The sequence below is a fragment of the Dokdonia sp. R78006 genome (genome assembly GCF_042466145.1).
Taxonomy (GTDB): Bacteria; Bacteroidota; Bacteroidia; order Flavobacteriales; family Flavobacteriaceae; genus Dokdonia.
Genome location: NZ_JAXHBU010000001.1, coordinates 502,121 through 520,000, shown reverse-complemented (window position 1 = coordinate 520,000; position 17,880 = coordinate 502,121). Strand labels below are relative to the sequence as shown.

Below are 17,880 nucleotides of genomic sequence, written 5' to 3'. Positions count from 1 at the left end.
CTAAAGGCCTCAACTCTTATGAGTAAGTCCAACTGCTCTAAACTTATAGGCACTCGCTCTAAGAAGTCGTCTAATGACTTAAAAGGGCCATCTATACGAGCATTTATAATTAATACTATGTTTTTCTTTTCAAACGTTTGTAAATGTTGAAATCCTAAATAGATATCTTTTCCATGTATAGTTGTTTGTATATCGCTAATATTAATACATGGTGGATGTACATTTGCACCTTTCTTTTTGGCTTCATGCACATATGTTTCTGTTCTATAAAAACCTCCTCCATTATTTATGGTTGCTACCATATATTCTAAAGGGAAGTAACATTTCAGATATAAACTTTGATAGGACTCTACAGCGTAGGAAGCAGAATGACCTTTCGCGAAAGCGTAACCAGCAAAGCTCTCAATCTGACGCCATACTCCATTTACAACCGCTATAGATTCTCCTTTTGCAAGACAGTTATTTTTAAACTTTTCCTTGACTTGTAAGAACTCTTCTCTTGATCTATACTTACCACTCATGCCTCGTCTCAATACATCTGCCTCACCTAAATCTAAACCAGCATAATGATGAGCAACTTTAATAACATCCTCCTGATATACCATCACACCATAGGTGTCTGGCATGATACGTAATAATACGGGATGTCCTTCGCGTTCTGCCCGTTTAGGATCTTTATGACGTAAAATATACTCCCGCATCATACCGCTTTTTGATACGCCAGGACGTATAATAGAGCTTGCAGCTACAAGTGTTAAGTAATCTCGAACGCCTAATTTTTTTAATAACATGCGCATTGCAGGTGATTCTACATAGAAACAGCCTATACAGTCTGCTTGTGAGATCATTTCATTTATGCGATCATCTGTAAAAAACTGTTTTGCGTTATGTATATCTGGAAGTTTAATCCCATGATGATTCTGTTTTATGATAGCTACTGCGTCTTTTATTTTTCCGAGTCCGCGTTGTCCTAGGATGTCAAATTTGTAAAGCCCAACATCTTCTGCTATGTGCATGTCAAATTGTACCGTAGGAAAACCTTTAGGAGGTAGATTTGTAGCAGAAAAGTAATGAATAGGTTTACTAGAAATCAATATGCCAGCAGCATGGATACTCGTATAATTAGGTCTACCATGTAATACCTGCGCATATTTTAAAACTAGTTTTTTTATATCATCTAGACTATTTGGATCATAGCGACCATCGCTTAGTTTGTCAATTTCATACTTAGGCAACCCAAATACTTTACCTAATTCTCTCACAGCTCCACTGTGTTTAAATGTAACATAAGAGCCTAGCAGTGCAACTTGGTTATTTCCTTTGAACTTTTTAAAAATATAATCGGTTACATCCTCACGATCCCAAGTAGAGAAATCGATATCAAAATCAGGTGGTGTAGCTCGATATAGATTCATAAAACGTTCAAAATATAAATCGAGTTCTATAGGATCTACATCTGTAATACGTAACAAGTATGCTACAATACTATTTGCACCACTTCCTCTCCCTACATAGTAATAGTCTTTGCTACGAGCATATTCTATAATTTTCCAATTTATAAGAAAGAATGCGACATAGTCAAGATGTTTTATAAGATCAAGCTCTTTCTTTAATCGACCTTTGATGATGTTATCTACAACTTCATAACGCTCTTTTAATCCCTTTTCGCAAAGCTCGAGAAGCTTCATATAATCTGCTTCCGGACTCTCTAATAGTGTAGTTAAGTTTTGTGAGGGTTTATTTTTACTGAAATTAAAATCAATGTTACATTCTTTTAAGAGATTATTTGTATTCTCAATAAGTGATGGATAGTCTTTAAAAACCTGAGCAATCTCTTTTCGTGAGTACATCAAATCATTTGGACTTCCTTGATCTGAGGTAGGTAGCGTGCTAAGTAACACATTAGTATCTATAGCTCTTAATAAACGATGCGTGTTGAAATCTCGCTTATCGCGAAAGCTTACCGTGTGAAGAATAACTAACTTTCTTGATAAAGAATTAAGAGAAGAAAATTTGAGCTTGTAAATATCTTTTGCTCGCACACCTATGTATTCATTATCAGTAAAAGTTATTTTCCCTAACTCCATTGCATTTTCAAATGGATAAACAATAATTACATTTTCAAAATTCGGAGCTTGATCTGGAAATGGAGTTTTGTTATGTAAGTGTTTTGATAAGTAGTTGTTTATCTCAAGGAAGCCTTGGTTATTCATTGCAAGTGCAACGTAGCATTGCCTCGTATTGTTTCTAAAATCAACTCCTATGATAGGTTTTATTTTTTTTTCTTTTGCGCGACGCACAAAATTTAGACAGCCAGATGTATTATTAATATCTGTAAGTGCAAAATGAGTACACCCTTCATGTATCGCTAGGTTTAGTAATTCCTCCTCAGAAATTGTTCCATACCGTAAACTATAATAAGAGTGATTATTGAGATACATTGTCTTAGACTTGGGGTTTTGATAAAATAAAGAGTTACTTATTACTGATGTCTATGGGCTAACAGTATAGGAGGCTCTCCATTAAAAGGATTACCTTGATTACCTATAGTCCTAGATCCTTCACCTATAGTATTTGCTCGTCGCACGCTATGATCACCATATTTATTTCTTAATTCATCCATTGCTTTATACAGATTTACGGTCTTATTAGTATTTTCAAAAAGGTCTATTTGATAATGTCCCTCTGTAAGACCACCAAAGCGAACGCCTACTAACCTAATAAGCATCCTACGATTATTGAGCTTATTGAAAAGTTCTGTTACGGTTGGGATGAGAACATGATCTGCAGCAGTGTAGGGCACACGTAACTGTTTTGAGTATGTTTGAAAATCTGAATATCTGATTTTTACTGTTACGACAGAAGTGAGTTTGTTGCCTCGTCTAAGCTGGAAAGCTAGGTTTTCTGCCATGGCAGTTATTGTAGTATGTAACTTAACCATATCAATAGTATCTTGACCATAAGTGCGTTCACTAGAGATAGATTTACGTTCGTGATACTCAACAATAGGGCTGTCATCAATACCATTACAACGCTCCCAGATAATGCGTCCATTTTTTCCAAAAACAGAAGCCATCATTTCTACAGGCATTTGTTGTACAAGATCTACCGTGCGCACACCCAGATTACAAAACTGAGTAAAAGTCTTCTGTCCTACCGAAGGAATTTTTTTGATAGATAATGGTGCAAGAAATACTTTCTCATAACCAGGGTCAATTTTAATCTCATTATTAGGTTTTGCTTCTCCAGTAGCCACTTTTGATACCGTTTTATTAGGAGACATCCCGAAGGAAATAGGTAAACCTGTTTCTCGCATAATACGCTGGCGAAGCTCTTTTGAGTATTTATAGGCTCCAAAAAACTTATCCATCCCAGTGAGATCACCATAAAACTCATCTACACTTGCTTTTTCAAGTACTGGAAGTTCTTCTTGTAGAATTTGCGTTACCTCTTTAGACATTTTTGAATACGTACCACCATTTCCTCGTATGTAAATACCATTAGGACATAACTGTCTAGCTACTTTAATAGGCATAGCACTATGTACACCATAGGTGCGAGCTTCATAACTTGCAGCGCTTACCACGCCACGATCGCCAGTACCACCTACAATAACGGGTTTGCCCGTAAGGCGACTATCTAACCTGCGCTCACAAGAAACGAAGAAAGTATCAAGATCAAAATGAATTATTGTACGTTGCATAATATAGAATTAATCCAAAATTATGGAAATATTCCTAATTTATGCAATTAATTTAGAATCTATATTATTTATTTAAAGGTGTTTTTAACCACTTAATATCGTTTTAAAAGATTTTTCTATAATAGGAGGTTGCTCTTAAATTTTAATAATAAGTAAGTGTCTAATTTTTTGATGTAAGACACTTACTTACTTACTTACTTACTTTTAGGAAATTATAGCGCTACAAATTATTGCATGTGCAAATTTGTATTTAATCTATACAATCATTGAACAACATTGTTTCAGGTCTTTGGCAACTACCGTCAGTCACTCTACAAAACCCTTTAGGGCAACTATTTCCAGAATTTCCCAGACCACCTGAAATGAGACCTTGTTCTTTTTTTTCTATAGGTTTGACACCTTCTAATTTTAAAATGTTTTTTAACATAATAGGAATATTTAAAAATTAATTTCACCATGAACATTTAGAGACACTCACAGTCTATGTCTATTCTTGCAAGAATATTTTTAGAAATCATTCTTTAAAATTGACTTCTACTTAGTACAGTATTAGATTATATAATCTATAGCTAAGTGTATTTGCGTGTGAAATATTACCCATTTTAAATGTTAATTTTTTAAAGCTAGTACTCATGATCAACACTTATTTTAACATCAAAAGCGTTAACACTATTTAACAATTTTTCGGTTTCTGTTTTGGTTATCTTGATCCTCTTTAATTTTAATTTATTTTCGATGAAAATCACACGTCTTATAGCCTTTATTGCGCTGGTAACTATCACATTCTCGTGTAAGCAACAAGGTGGAGATAATACCGCTTTCGCGAAAGCGGAAACCCCACAATTCAACGTTCCATTTGAAAAGTTTACGCTAGATAATGGGCTTACCGTAATCTTACATCAAGACGACTCAGATCCAGTAGTTGCAGTAGCGCTTACTGCACACGTAGGATCTGCAAGAGAGATAGAAGGACGTACAGGTTTTGCTCATTTATTTGAGCACTTATTATTTTTAGAATCTGAAAACCTTGGAAAAGGAGGGCTAGATGCAATGAGCGCGCGTATAGGTGGTTCTGGAGCAAACGGATCTACAAGTCGTGATCGCACAAACTATTTTCAAACAGTGCCAAAAGATGCTCTTGAAAAAATGATTTGGGCAGAGGCAGATAAGCTAGGATACTTCATAAATACGGTAACAGACCCAGTACTTGCCAAAGAAAAGCAAGTGGTAAAGAATGAAAAAAGACAGTCTGTAGATAACCGTCCTTATGGTCACGCACGTTATGTGGTAGGGAAGAATCTTTACTCAGAAAATCATCCATATAACTGGCAGGTAATAGGATCGCTAGAAGATTTACAAAACGCAACATTACAAAATGTAAAGGATTTTTATAATCGATGGTACACGCCTAATAATACAACGCTTACCATCGCTGGAGATTTTGACCTTGCACAAACTAAGGAATGGGTAGAAAAATATTTCGGCGAAATTCCAAGAGGAGAGGAAGTTCCAGCGATGGAAAAGCAACCTGTTACAGTAGCAAATACAAAGCGACTATATTATGAAGATAACTTTGCTAGGTTGCCACAATTATCAATGACCTGGCCTACGGTGCCTAATTATGATAAGGATTCTTATGCGCTTGAAGTTCTTGCTAGTTACCTATCTAAAGGAAAGAATGCGCCGTTTAATAAGATTTTAATTGATGAAAAGCAGATTACGGCTGGTGTGAGAATGTTCAATTTTGGTTCTGAAATCGCTGGAGAATTTGGTCTAAGTGTCAATGCATACCCCGGAAAAGATCTTGATGATGTACTTGTAGGGATTAATGAGGCTTTTACAAAATTTGAACTTGAGGGAATCTCACAAAAAGATTTAGACAGAATTAAAGCAGGGCAAGAAACACAGTTTTATAACAGTTTATCAAGTGTATTAGGAAAGGGGTTTCAGCTAGCACAGTATGAGATTTTTGCAGGAGATCCTGCATACATCACAGAAGATGTAGATCGTATTCTCGCGGTGACTAAGGAAGATGTACAACGTGTTTACGAGCAGTATATAAAAGGTAAAAACTATATCGCTACTAGTTTTGTGCCTATAGGTCAAACAGCACTTGCACTTGAAGATTCTGATCTTGCACAAGTAGTGGAAGAAAAGATAGTAGAAGGTGCAGAGGAAACTTTTGATGCTAGTATCGCAGCAGATTATGAGCGTACTCCTTCATCTTTTGATCGTAGTAAAGAGCCTGCATATGGCACCACTGCTCAAGTTGCTGTTCCTAATGTTTGGGAAGATAAACTCTCCTCTGGACTTGAAGTGTATGTAATAGAAAATGACGAAGTGCCTCTTGTGCAATTCCAGATGAATATACGTGGAGGATTACTTCTAGAGGATATCAATAAAGTTGGCGTTTCTAGTTTACTCGCAGATTTACTTATGAAGGGAACTGCGACAAAAACTACCGCAGCACTTGAAAATGAGATTGAGAGTCTTGGAGCAAATATTTACACATATTCTGATAAGGAAAATATATACATAGGTGGTAATACACTGGCTAAAAACTATGATAAAACCATTGCGTTGGTTCAAGAAATCCTCTTGCAGCCGCGCTGGGATAAGACAGAGTTTGACTTATTAAAGCAGAGTACCTTAAGTCGTCTGGAGCAGCAACAGGCAAATCCTAATAGTATTGCAGCCATACAATTTGATAAATTAATTTATGGAGAGCGTAGCTTGCTAGCCCAAAATAACTTAGGAACTCCAGCTTCTGTAAATGCAATTACAATTGGGGATCTAAAGAGTTATTATACCAATTATGTAGTTCCTAATGTTGCTAAGATGCAGGTGGTAGGTGCCGTAAGTAAAGAAAAAGCAACTACAGTTCTTGCAGGTCTTAATAGTAACTGGAAAGCTAGAGAGTTTACAATACCCGTAGTAGCCGTTCCTAAGGCTCCGGAGCAGTCTAACGTATATTTTTATGATGTGCCAGACGCAAAGCAGTCTGTACTTCGTTTTGGATACCCAGCAATGGCAGAAACCGATAAGGACTTTTACCCAGTACAAATGATGAACTACCGTTTAGGTGGCGGCGGTTTTGCCTCACAACTTACGCAGGAACTAAGAGAAGGAAAAGGATACACTTATGGCATACGTTCAGGTTTTTCTGGATCTACACTTCCTGGAGCATTTGCTATCTCAAGTGGTGTAAGGTCTAATGTGACCTATGAATCTTCGGCGCTAGTAAAAGATATTCTTAAAAACTACGGGAAGAACTTTACGCAACAAGATCTTGACGTATCTAAAAGCTTTTTATTAAAAAGTCAAGCACGTGCTTTTGAAACTATGGGAGCAAAGCTCAATATGCTAGATGATATTGCAAATCTGGGTATATCTCCAGATTATATAAAGGAACGCCAGGCTATTGTAGAGAACATGACAGTAGAAGAAATCAAGAAGTTATCAGATAAATATCTTAATCCAGATAAAATGATATACTTGATAGTAGGTGATAAGAAAACACAGATGGATAAACTAGAGCAGCTAGGTTATGGTACTCCAGTGCTCTTGAATGAGAGTAAAGAGCCAGTGAAGAACTAGAAACTTAAATCTCTTAATTATAAAAAGCGAACTCTTGATGGAGTTCGCTTTTTTATGCTTTCGCGAAAGCGTAATTCTAAATAAAACTTATACTAAAGGTCTTCTAAGCTCTTCTCTTTACCCAAACGTTAAGGAGCATCCCTATGACCAGAATTCCCATCCCTACAAGAGGAGCGGTGTCATAGCGTTCGTTAAATAGAAAGTAGCCCAGGATTAAAGCGTAAACGAGTTCCATGTATTTAATGGGAGCTACGGTAGCTGTATCTGCAAGTTGAAAAGAGCGCGTTAAGAAAACCTGTCCAAAAAGCCCGAACACCCCAATGCCACTCACATACCACCACTCAACACCCACAGGCATACGCCAGTGTTGTATAAAAAAAAGGCTTCCTATGATGGAGATTACCATAAAGTAGTTGATTATGGTTAAAAAGTGCTCACGTGACCCTAAGTAACGCACGATGGTAAACACGCCTCCTACGAGAACAGAGGACATAATGATGAGTATAAAACTCATCGTATCTATTCTAAAATCTACTCCTTTTAACACAAGAGCTCCTATGACTGAAATTACTAGCGCAACCCATTGCCATGATTTTACTTTTTCTTTTAAAAACCAAAGCGCAAAGATGGCACTAAATAAAGGAGCTGTATATCGCAAGGCAACGGCAGATCCTAATGGGATGCGCTGTATGACTACAAAGTAAAGAGCAAGAGAAACAAAACTCAATAATCCTCTCGTGGTAAGCCAGAAAACACTCTTTCCTATAACGGGAACTTTCTTGATAAGCATGTAAGGAAAAATGAAAATAAAGGTACCCACGCATCTAAAGAATACAACTTGTAGCGGGTGAAAATCTTCTAGGTATTTTGCCAGTAAGTTCATCCACGTAAACGCAAATGCGGCAATAAGCATGTAAACAACTCCTTTTATCACTGGAAGAATTTTGCCGCAAAGGTATCTGATATTAATCTTAAAATTATGAATAATATAAGTTAATTGTAACTACTCATTAACAGTTCTTGATGAACAGTAGCAGTACTTTTACACTCTAACCAATAAACAATCATTATTATGAAAAAAGTATTTGTAGTACTAGCACTTGTAGGATTTACATTTTCAACAATCTCTTGTAGAGAAACAACTCAAGATAAAATTGAAAACTCTGCAGAAGCAGCAGGACAAGATATAGAAAACGGACTTGAAGAAGCTGGAGATGCTATTGAAAATGCAGCCGATAAAACTGGTGACGCTATTGAAAATGGAGCTAACAAAGCTGGCCAAGAAATAGAAGAAGAAATCGAAGGAACAGACGATTATAATGGTGATGACGATAACAATTAAGAAGTCGTTATTAGTGTAAAAAAAAAGCGAGCAGTAATGCTCGCTTTTTTTTGCTTTATATTTTACGCTTTCGCGAAAGCGTACTTAGATTACCACTCATTTACTCTATTGCCATCTAGTTTTACAAAGATGAACAGTAATATAGTGAACCCCCATAACCCTGAGCCTCCGTAACTAAAAAATGGTAGAGGGATTCCTACCGTAGGCAAGAGACCTATGACCATCCCAATGTTTACTACAAAGTGAATGAATAAAATCCCTGCGAGGCTGTAACCGTAAATTCGCGAGAAGTCATTCTTCTGCTTTTCTGATAATTGAATAATTCTTAAAATGAGCACTACAAATAAGATGATTACAAGTGTACTCCCAAAGAATCCCCACTCTTCACCTACTGTTGAGAATATATAATCTGTATGTTGTTCTGGTACAAATTTACCTTTGGTTTGTGTTCCTTCTAGAAACCCTCTTCCAAACCATCCACCATTACCTATAGCAATCTCACTTTGTTGAGTATTATAGCCTATACTTTTTGCATCTACCTCTTTACCTAAAACAATATTAAAACGGTCGCGGTGACGTTGCTCGAAGATATTTTCAAAAATGTAGTTTACAGAAAATGCAAAAAGACAAGCGGCTGCGACAAGGCCTATGTAAAGACGTTTTGATGGTCGTTTTTTTCTATTTCTAGCAAATAATATCAATGCAATCACAAGTACAATTAAAGACACATAAATAGGTCCTAAAACTAGTGTAAGCACAAATAATGTAATCGTAGATGCTCCTAGAATTAAATAACTAGCAGCAAGTCCTTCTCTATATAGTGGAAAAAAAAATGCGGCATAAACTAATGCACTTCCAGGATCTGGTTGTGGTATAATGATAAGTGCTGGTATTGCTATGATAGCAAGAGCACGTACTTGATCTTTTATGGTTTTTATATTGGTCTGTATGTCGCTCAAGTATTTGGCAAGCGCTAGTGCGGTAGCGGCTTTGGCAAATTCACTAGGCTGTATACTCATAAAACCGAGATTGTACCAACTTGTGGCTCCAGATATGGTTTTTCCGAAAACAAACAATAATATTAATGACAGCAGCGAGCCTATGTAAATAACACTTGAGAATCGTTCAAAGAATTTTGAGTCTAAGAATAGAATAAATGTAATGATAAGAAAGCCTAAGAATATCCATACAAGTTGCTTAAAGTACAAGTTATTCATACTTGTAAAAGCTTGTGTGTCTGGATCAAAGGCAGCAGAGTAGATATTAACCCATCCTATAGCTACGAGGGCTAAGTACAATAGAATAAGTACCCAGTCAAAACTACCAACATTCCTTGTAAAACGGCTCATTAATAATTTATTTTAAAAGGCTTGCCACTTAATGGTTTAGCATATTCTTCCTCAAGCGTATGTGTGAGAATCCATTGTTCTAGATCTTTACGCGTTACTTCTCTGTTGATGTACTTCTCAATCATGAGAGACGCTATGCGACCTCCATAACGAGATCCCCAGTATCCATTTTCTACAAAAATGGCGATAGCAATCTTTGGATTATCCTTAGGAGCAAATGCCACAAAAGTAGAGTGGTCTGTTAGCTGCGTAGTTACTCCATCTATCTTCGCATAATTCTCTGCTGTACCTGTTTTACCTGAGATGTCTATTCCAGGTACTTTTAAGTTTGCTGCAGTTCCATAATTATATACATCATTGAGCCCTTGTATAACGGGTTCAAAATGTTTTGCATCTATGGTGGTATAATTTTTCTGTTCAAATTGAGAAGGGATCGTGTCTTGTCCTTCTATTTTCTTAATGATGTGCGGTCTGTAAAACCAACCTCTATTTGCAATAGTTGCTGTAAAGTGTGCCATTTGCATAGGGGTGAGGGCAACCTCTCCTTGACCTATAGAGTTGGATAATGTTGCGGCACTTCCCCATCTTCTATTAGGGTAATCATGGATTTTATTATAGTAAGACGCTCCTGGAATGAAACCTGGTCTTCCTATAGGTAAGTCATAACCCATAAAATCCCCTAGTCCAAAACTTTTAAGGTGTCCTTGCCATGCAGTAATACCTTCTTGTGGTGTATTGTATTTATTGAGAGTATTTAAGTAAGCAGTTCCAAAGTAAGCATTACAAGAGTAAGCAATACCAGTGATCATCTGTACTGGGCTTTTATGGTGGTGACACCCAAAGGTCCTTCCTCTACCATATCGCATTCCTCCATTACAATACACACGATCGTCAAGACTAATCGCTCCTTCTTGGAGTGCAATGAGTCCCGTAAGTGCTTTAAAGGGTGATCCTGGCGCATATTCTCCTAGCAATGCTCTGTCATAAAGAGGCTTTGCAATAGAGTCGTTATCAAGTTTTGAATAATTTTTAGATCGCTCACGACCTACCATTAGAGCAGGGTCATAATTGGGAGCAGCCACAAGTGCTAGAATTTCTCCAGTAGATGGCTCAATGGCTACAATGCCACCGCGCTTACCTTGCATCAATTCTTCTCCATATTTTTGAAGTTCAGAATCTATGGTAAGGTATATGTTCTTTCCTTCTTCAGGTTCTTGATCAAGTGTACCTTCTTTGTAAGGGCCTATAACACGATTAAATCGATCTTTTTGAAGATATTTAATTCCCTTTTTACCTCTTAGTAGCTCTTCGTACTTTTGCTCGACACCTTGTCGTCCTATGAGATCTCCGCTTATATAGTAAGGCTGTTTATCAATAATCCCTTGATGTACTTCTTGAATGTAACCAAGGAAGTTTGCGCCAAAGTCTATCTGATAGTCACGTAAAGATCGTTTCTGAATAAAGAAACCCTCAAACTTGCGCATTTGCTCACCTAAGTATGCAAACTCCTCTTGTGACATGGTAGGCACTATAACAGAAGGATGCCTAGGAGAATAATGTATCGCTTTGTTAAGTTGTTTTACAAGTCTTTCTTTATCAATGTTTAATAATGAGCATAGCTTGAGCGTATCAAAAGGTTTGATTTCTCTAGGTATGGCCATTAAGTCATATGATGGCTGGTTAGAAACTAAAAGTTCTCCATAGCGATCGTAAATACGACCACGTTGTGGGATTTCAAATTGTTGTTTTATAGCGTTACTCTCAGATAAAACAGCTGCAGAGGTGTCATACACCTGCAGATAAAATAATCTAGCAATAAAGAGCACGCCAGTAGTAAGAACAATAAAGAGGAGTAGTAATTTTCTCATTCGTTACGGCTGCTAAAAAGGATATTAAAAGTCAAACAAAGTATAATAGTAAAGATACTAGTGACTAACGTTTTGTTTAAGGTGTAGAGTATATTACTTATGTTAAATACCTCTAGTAAAAACAATACTAAATGGTGAATAAGCACCATTATAGAAATAAAGATGAATCGCTCGTAAAAACTCACCTTAGATAATTTTATGGCATTGTACTCGTAACTTACTCCAAAAGAAAATCGTAAAGCAACTGGCCTAAGGTATGCAAGGAAGAGGCAGGCTGCCGCATGCACACCGCCACTGTTACCAAACATATCCATCGTAAGTCCCGTTAAGAAGGCGATAAAAATATATAACGCTCTATTAGCTGTAAATGGAAAGACTAATAGAAATAAGACGTAAGGGTAGGGATTGATGTACCCAAAGAGATTTACATTATTAAAAATATAAATCTGCACAATCATGAGTGCTACAAACCTAGCAATATTTACAGAGACACTATTCTTCATCTTGCTGTGTTTCTAGTGCTATAATTTCTTTCTTGTAACTATTTTCTACCACATACACATGACCTAGATTAGTCATGTCATTAATAAGTTTAATAGATAAAGTATAGAAGTTTTTACTTGGATCTAATACAAACTCGTTTACTGTACCTATAGGAATCCCTTTCGGGAAAATTGCCGATTTCCCACTGGTTTCTATGGTATCACCTAGTTTTACAGGTGCTTGCTGTTGCATATCAATAACCTGAACGATATTTGGGTCCTCACCATCCCATTGCATTGTCCCAAAATGTTCCGACGCTCTTAACTTTGCACTTGTGGTAAAGTTAGAATTGAGAATAGATAATACGGTGCTGTAGCCAGAAGATGTTTTGTCAATAATACCTACGATTCCTTTGCTCGTGATTACTCCTTGGTCTTTGTGAATACTATCTTTTGATCCACCTAGAAGAGTAATGAAATTATCTGTCTTTGCGTAGTTGTTATTGAGAACCTTTGCAGGAATGTATGAGAATTTTCGCAAACTATCTGACGGGATAGGGGATGTTGCATCTGTAAGAACTTCAAGATCTAGATTATCCTCGTTAGGTGATTTCAACATTTCGCGTAAGCGGGCATTCTCTTCTAGAAGTTGTTTGTTGTAAGTCTTTAGTTTAAAATAATCTTGAACACTAGTTACAGATCCATAAATGCCACCCGTAAACCAGTTTGCAGAGTTTACAAATTTACTACGGTGATAAGAATGCGACTGTATCGTAAAAACAAGCGACAGCATTAGTAAAAATGCAAACAGCAGGAAGTGCTTGTTCCTGATCAAGAAATTGATAATCTGATGCATAACTTAAGAGTTTTCTATTTAATGAGAACGCTCTTATACTTAGCAATATTTTTAAGGCAAATTCCAGTGCCTCTTACTACAGCCCTCAGCGGATCTTCGGCAATATAAACAGGTAGATCTGTTTTTTGAGAAAGACGCTTATCCAGACCTCGTAACATAGATCCTCCACCAGCAAGGTAGATTCCTGTGTTGTAAATATCGGCAGCGAGTTCTGGAGGAGTTTGAGATAATGTTTCCATTACTGCATCCTCTATACGAAGTATAGATTTATCAAGTGCCTTTGCAATCTCGCGATAGCTTATTTGCACTTGTTTAGGTTTACCTGTAAGAAGATCACGTCCTTGCACGCTCATTTCCTCTGGCGGAACTTCAAGATCCTCTGTAGCGGCACCTATTTGTATTTTAATTTTTTCGGCACTGCGCTCACCTACGTAGAGGTTGTGCTGGGTGCGCATATAATAAATGATATCATTTGTAAATACATCACCGGCAATTTTTACAGACTTATCACAAACAATTCCTCCTAGAGCAATTACCGCAATTTCTGTAGTACCACCACCTATATCTACAATCATGTTACCCTTAGGTTGCATGATGTCTACACCTATACCTATGGCCGCAGCCATAGGCTCGTGTATTAAGTAAACTTCTTTTCCATTTACACGCTCTGCGCTTTCTTTTACTGCTCGCATCTCTACTTCTGTAATTCCAGAAGGAATACAAATCACCATGCGCAATGCTGGTGGAAAGAATTTCTTTTTAAGCGCAGGGATTTCTTTAATGAACATCGCAATCATTTGTTCACTCGCGTCAAAATCGGCAATTACACCATCCTTAAGAGGTCTAATTGTTTTGATATTCTCATGCGTTTTACCCTGCATTTGAGCAGCCTCCTTACCTACAGCGATGATTTTTTTGGTCGTCCTATCCCTAGCAACTATGGAGGGGCTATCTACCACTACCTTGTCGTTGTGAATAATCAGTGTGTTTGCGGTACCGAGGTCAATTGCTATATCTTCGGTTAAAAAATCAAAAAATCCCATAGGGTTATTGTGGAGGTATTAAATGTTAGCAGTTACGCGTTTGTATAAATGTACAAATATTAAAGGGTAAAATTACGCTTTCGCGAAAGCGTACCCCCTTAAACTTATATTAATGTTTAAAATGTCTTGTTCCCGTCATTACCATTGAGATATTGTTCTCATTACAGTAATCGATGGTGAGTTGATCTTTTATAGATCCACCAGGTTGAATTACCGATGTGATACCTGCATTATCTGCAATCTCAACACAGTCTGGGAATGGGAAAAATGCATCACTAGCCATCACAGATCCTTTAAGATCAAAACCAAAAGAGGTTGCCTTTTCTATCGCTTGTCTTAAGGCATCAACTCTAGAAGTTTGACCTGTACCACTTGCACAAAGTTGTTTGTTCTTTGCAAGTACAATGGTATTAGATTTTGTGTGCTTACATATTTTTGAAGCAAACAGTAAATCTTCTATCTCCTTATCTGTAGGAGCAGTGGTTGTTGCGTTTGTTAAATTTTCCTTCACATCTGTCTTGTTATCGCGACCTTGAACGAGTGTTCCGTTAAGGCAAGTGCGCACGGTTGTCTCAGGTAATACGATATTTTTGAGCGTAAGGACTATCCTGTTTTTCTTTCCTTTTAAAATTTCTAGTGCATCTGCGTCGTAAGACGGCGCTATCACTACCTCACAGAACAATTTATGAATTTCATTTGCAGTCGAAATATCTATGTTTCCGTTTGCGATTAACACTCCTCCAAAGGCAGAAGTAGGATCTCCAGCTAGTGCATCTACATATGCTTGATGCATAGTCTCACGCTGTGCAAAACCACAAGCGTTGTTATGTTTAAGAATAGCAAACGTAGGTGCTTCTCCTTGAAATTCTGAAATCAAGTTTACGGCAGCATCTACATCAAGCAGGTTGTTGTATGATAATTCTTTACCGTGAAGCTTCTCAAAAACTTCATCAAAATCTCCGAAGAAAAACCCTTTTTGATGCGGGTTTTCTCCATATCTAAGTGCTTTCCCGTCATTACTACTATGTCTAAGTACCGGGATTTCTTGGTCTGTATTGAAGTAATTAAAGATCGCAGTATCATAATGAGAAGAAACTGCAAAACTCTTTGCGGCAAAACGTTTTCTCTCTTCTATTGTAGTACTTCCGTTACCAGCCGTAATAATGTCAAGAACTTCTGCATAGTCTTCCATAGAAGATACACATAGTGTGTCTTTAAAATTCTTGGCTGCGGCACGTATAAGTGAAATACCACCGATGTCTATTTTTTCTATAATATCTTGTTCTGGCGCGCCAGAAGCAACAGTTTTTTCAAAAGGGTATAAATCTACAATTACAAGATCAAGCTGCGGAATTTCAAATTCTTCCATTTCTTTTACATCACCTTCGTGATCCTGACGATTAAGAATACCTCCAAAAACTTTAGGATGTAACGTTTTTACACGGCCACCTAAGATAGAAGGGTATGAAGTTACATCCTCAACAAGTACAACTGGGATTCCTAAATCTTTAATAAACTTCTCTGTTCCACCAGTAGAATAGAGGGTTACTCCTTGTTCGTGAAGCTTTTGAACGATAGGGGCTAAGCCGTCTTTATGGAATACTGAAATTAGTGCTGCGCCTATTTTTTTTGTTGTGCTCATTGTGAGAAAATTAATAGATTTTGGTTGATCCTAAATGGATGGGTTTTAAAAGCTTCAAAAATAGGTATTTCAACCCTTTTTGTTTGGGGTTTCTATTAACAAATTGATATGACTTTGTAACAATTTTTAGTGTGTGGCGTCTTACTCGTATCTTTAGATAAAATCAATCAATGCTAATATATTTAAGAGCCTTAGGGGAGAGTTTTAGATTTGCTGTAAATGCATTGCGCAATAACAAGCTTCGTACGTTTCTCTCTTTGATGGGAGTAACGGTTGGGATTTTCTCAATTATCGGGGTGCTAGCAGCGGTAGATTCGCTTGAAAAAGACATTAAGGGAAGTCTTTCATCCCTTGATCAGGAGAGTATGATTATCGCTCATATCTCTTTTGGGCCTTCAGAAGTTCCACGCTGGAAGAGAGAGCGTTTTCCGCTAGTTACTTACGAGGATTATCAGAACTTACAGCGTAACCTACCTGGCTTAGGGGCTATAAATTACACAATGTCTATTCCTTCACAAAAGATTAGTTATGAAGGGAAAGTAGTAGAGAGTGTTCAAGTAGATAATGCAACCGAAGGGCTTTTTGAAATAGAAAAACTAGAATTTGAAGATGGACGTTTTTTTAATGAACAAGAATCCACAAACGGTGTTCCCGTTGCTATCATAGGATCTGTTTTGCGTGATAACCTCTTCGGTGAAGGTGTAGATCCAATAGGAAAACAAATAAAAACCTTAAGCAGAAAGTTTACAATCATTGGAGTTCTTAAGAAGCAAGGTATTAATGCCTTTGGAGATTCTAAAGATGAGAAAATAGTAATTCCCGTAAATATCATAAGACGTATTTATGGGGATAATAATAGATCTACATTCCCTACAATGACCATCGTACCTGCAGAGGGTGAGGATGCAGACGAGTTCTACGCCATCGCAGAGCAGAAAATGAGAGCAGGTAGGTCTATAAAAGCTGGGGAAACTAGTGATTTCTTCATCAATAGACTGAGTGGTTTTACAGATGCTATTGATGGGATTATAGGTGTGCTTACTACAGTGGGCTGGTTAATAGGTGGCTTTGCACTACTAGTAGGTGGCTTTGGGATTGCAAATATTATGTTTGTGAGTGTCAAAGAGCGCACAAACCTCATAGGTATACAGAAGGCGCTAGGAGCAAAGCGCCGTTTCATCTTATTTCAGTTTTTATTTGAATCTGTATTGTTATCTATTTTTGGTGGGTTTATCGGGCTTGTCATGGTCCAGCTCATTGTCTGGCTGCTAGATGTCTCTAAGATTGCGGGAGACTTTGAGTTCGTATTATCTTTTGATAATATTTTCTTAGGACTCTTCACAACATTTATCATAGGTATCATTGCAGGGATAATCCCAGCAATAGGAGCCTCACGATTAGACCCTGTAGAAGCTATAAGAACAGGGATGTAATATCTCTATTATATCATAAAAAAGCCCCAATTCTAAAATTTAGAATTGGGGCTTTTTAATTAGTGGTAGGTACTCCTTACAGCAATGCTGCAACTTGTACATTTACAAACTCAAGGAAATCTTCGTCATCCTTTGTAAAAGGATCTACATGACTTGAGTCTATATCTATCTGCCCTATGTTTTTACCATCTTTAAATAATGGAATAACAATTTCACTTTTTACAGTGATAGAACAAGCAATATAATTGTCTTGTGCTTTTACGTCTGGCACTACAAAGTTTGCATTAGATTCTGCTACCTGACCGCATATCCCTTTTCCAAAAGGAATTACCGTGTGATCTGTAGGTTCTCCAGCAAATGCTTCTAGGTGTAATGTGCGCTTTTCATGGTTTGCCATGTAAAAACCTACCCAGTCATAATATTCTATGCGCTCGCGCAATAACTCACATATTGCAGTCATTTTGCTTGTAGCGCTATCTTCTTTTTTATCCGCGATGCGGCTTACTTCTATTTTTAAATCTTCAAAAGCCATTTTTCTTGTATTTTAGACGTTAAAATACGCCCC

The 17,880-nt window shown here is 37.2% G+C and carries 14 protein-coding genes (1 of these 14 running past the window's edge); 3 read left to right on the top strand and 11 right to left on the bottom strand.

Going from position 1 to position 17,880, the window contains the following annotated elements:
- The 3 genes from SJY37_RS02435 to SJY37_RS02425 all read right to left on the bottom strand — a co-directional run.
- Nucleotides 1-2,441, bottom strand: partial view of a DNA polymerase III subunit alpha gene (locus SJY37_RS02435; protein WP_379952797.1) — the 5' portion only. Its footprint begins 592 nt before the window's first position; the window shows 2,441 of its 3,033 coding nt (coding positions 1-2,441); its start codon is at nt 2,439-2,441; its stop codon lies beyond the left edge, outside the window.
- A 41-nt stretch (nt 2,442-2,482) separates the two neighbouring features.
- Nucleotides 2,483-3,703 (bottom strand): DNA polymerase IV, encoded by a 1,221-nt coding sequence (dinB, locus tag SJY37_RS02430; RefSeq protein ID WP_379952796.1) that lies wholly within the window; start codon nt 3,701-3,703, stop codon nt 2,483-2,485.
- Nucleotides 3,704-3,953: 250 nt separating this feature from the next.
- Complete coding sequence (locus tag SJY37_RS02425) at nt 3,954-4,130, bottom strand: hypothetical protein (RefSeq protein ID WP_298330664.1); 177 nt, start codon at nt 4,128-4,130, stop codon at nt 3,954-3,956.
- A gap of 308 nt (nt 4,131-4,438) precedes the next feature.
- Between SJY37_RS02425 and SJY37_RS02420 the strand changes: the two genes are divergently transcribed.
- Nucleotides 4,439-7,300: a M16 family metallopeptidase gene (locus tag SJY37_RS02420; RefSeq protein WP_379952795.1), complete on the top strand. Its 2,862-nt coding sequence runs from the start codon at nt 4,439-4,441 to the stop codon at nt 7,298-7,300.
- Between the two features lie 103 nt (nt 7,301-7,403).
- Here SJY37_RS02420 and SJY37_RS02415 read toward each other — a convergent pair whose 3' ends face one another.
- Nucleotides 7,404-8,234, bottom strand: a complete 831-nt coding sequence (locus SJY37_RS02415; protein ID WP_379952794.1) for a DMT family transporter — start codon at nt 8,232-8,234, stop codon at nt 7,404-7,406.
- A 138-nt stretch (nt 8,235-8,372) separates the two neighbouring features.
- On the opposite strand from SJY37_RS02415, the gene SJY37_RS02410 reads away from it, so the two are divergent.
- Nucleotides 8,373-8,642 carry a hypothetical protein gene (locus SJY37_RS02410; protein WP_298330654.1) on the top strand — a complete coding sequence of 90 codons (270 nt, stop codon included), beginning with the start codon at nt 8,373-8,375 and terminating at the stop codon, nt 8,640-8,642.
- 89 nt (nt 8,643-8,731) lie between these two features.
- Here SJY37_RS02410 and rodA read toward each other — a convergent pair whose 3' ends face one another.
- The 6 genes from rodA to purH all read right to left on the bottom strand — a co-directional run bounded on the left by rodA (nt 8,732) and on the right by purH (nt 15,882).
- On the bottom strand, nt 8,732-9,991 hold the full coding sequence (rodA, locus tag SJY37_RS02405) for a rod shape-determining protein RodA (RefSeq protein WP_298330651.1): 1,260 nt from the start codon (nt 9,989-9,991) through the stop codon (nt 8,732-8,734).
- Complete coding sequence (mrdA, locus tag SJY37_RS02400) at nt 9,991-11,859, bottom strand: penicillin-binding protein 2 (protein ID WP_379952793.1); 1,869 nt, start codon at nt 11,857-11,859, stop codon at nt 9,991-9,993. The genes rodA and mrdA overlap by 1 nt, the downstream gene beginning before the upstream one ends.
- On the bottom strand, nt 11,856-12,362 hold the full coding sequence (locus tag SJY37_RS02395) for a hypothetical protein (protein ID WP_013751142.1): 507 nt from the start codon (nt 12,360-12,362) through the stop codon (nt 11,856-11,858). The genes mrdA and SJY37_RS02395 overlap by 4 nt, the downstream gene beginning before the upstream one ends.
- Nucleotides 12,352-13,197: a rod shape-determining protein MreC gene (gene mreC, locus SJY37_RS02390; protein ID WP_298330643.1), complete on the bottom strand. Its 846-nt coding sequence runs from the start codon at nt 13,195-13,197 to the stop codon at nt 12,352-12,354. Before mreC ends, SJY37_RS02395 begins: the two co-directional genes overlap by 11 nt.
- Before the next feature lie 14 nt (nt 13,198-13,211).
- The gene (locus SJY37_RS02385; RefSeq protein WP_013751144.1) at nt 13,212-14,240 is read right to left on the bottom strand and encodes a rod shape-determining protein; all 1,029 of its coding nucleotides are present in this window, start codon (nt 14,238-14,240) and stop codon (nt 13,212-13,214) included.
- 109 nt (nt 14,241-14,349) lie between these two features.
- Entirely contained in the window at nt 14,350-15,882 is a 1,533-nt protein-coding gene (purH, locus tag SJY37_RS02380; RefSeq protein ID WP_379952792.1) for a bifunctional phosphoribosylaminoimidazolecarboxamide formyltransferase/IMP cyclohydrolase, read from the bottom strand.
- Nucleotides 15,883-16,052: 170 nt separating this feature from the next.
- Between purH and SJY37_RS02375 the strand changes: the two genes are divergently transcribed.
- Nucleotides 16,053-17,315 carry an ABC transporter permease gene (locus SJY37_RS02375; protein WP_298330636.1) on the top strand — a complete coding sequence of 421 codons (1,263 nt, stop codon included), beginning with the start codon at nt 16,053-16,055 and terminating at the stop codon, nt 17,313-17,315.
- A gap of 76 nt (nt 17,316-17,391) precedes the next feature.
- On the opposite strand, the gene SJY37_RS02370 is transcribed toward SJY37_RS02375, so the two are convergent.
- Nucleotides 17,392-17,847, bottom strand: a complete 456-nt coding sequence (locus tag SJY37_RS02370) for a GAF domain-containing protein (protein ID WP_013751147.1) — start codon at nt 17,845-17,847, stop codon at nt 17,392-17,394.
- Nucleotides 17,848-17,880: the final 33 nt, after the last annotated feature.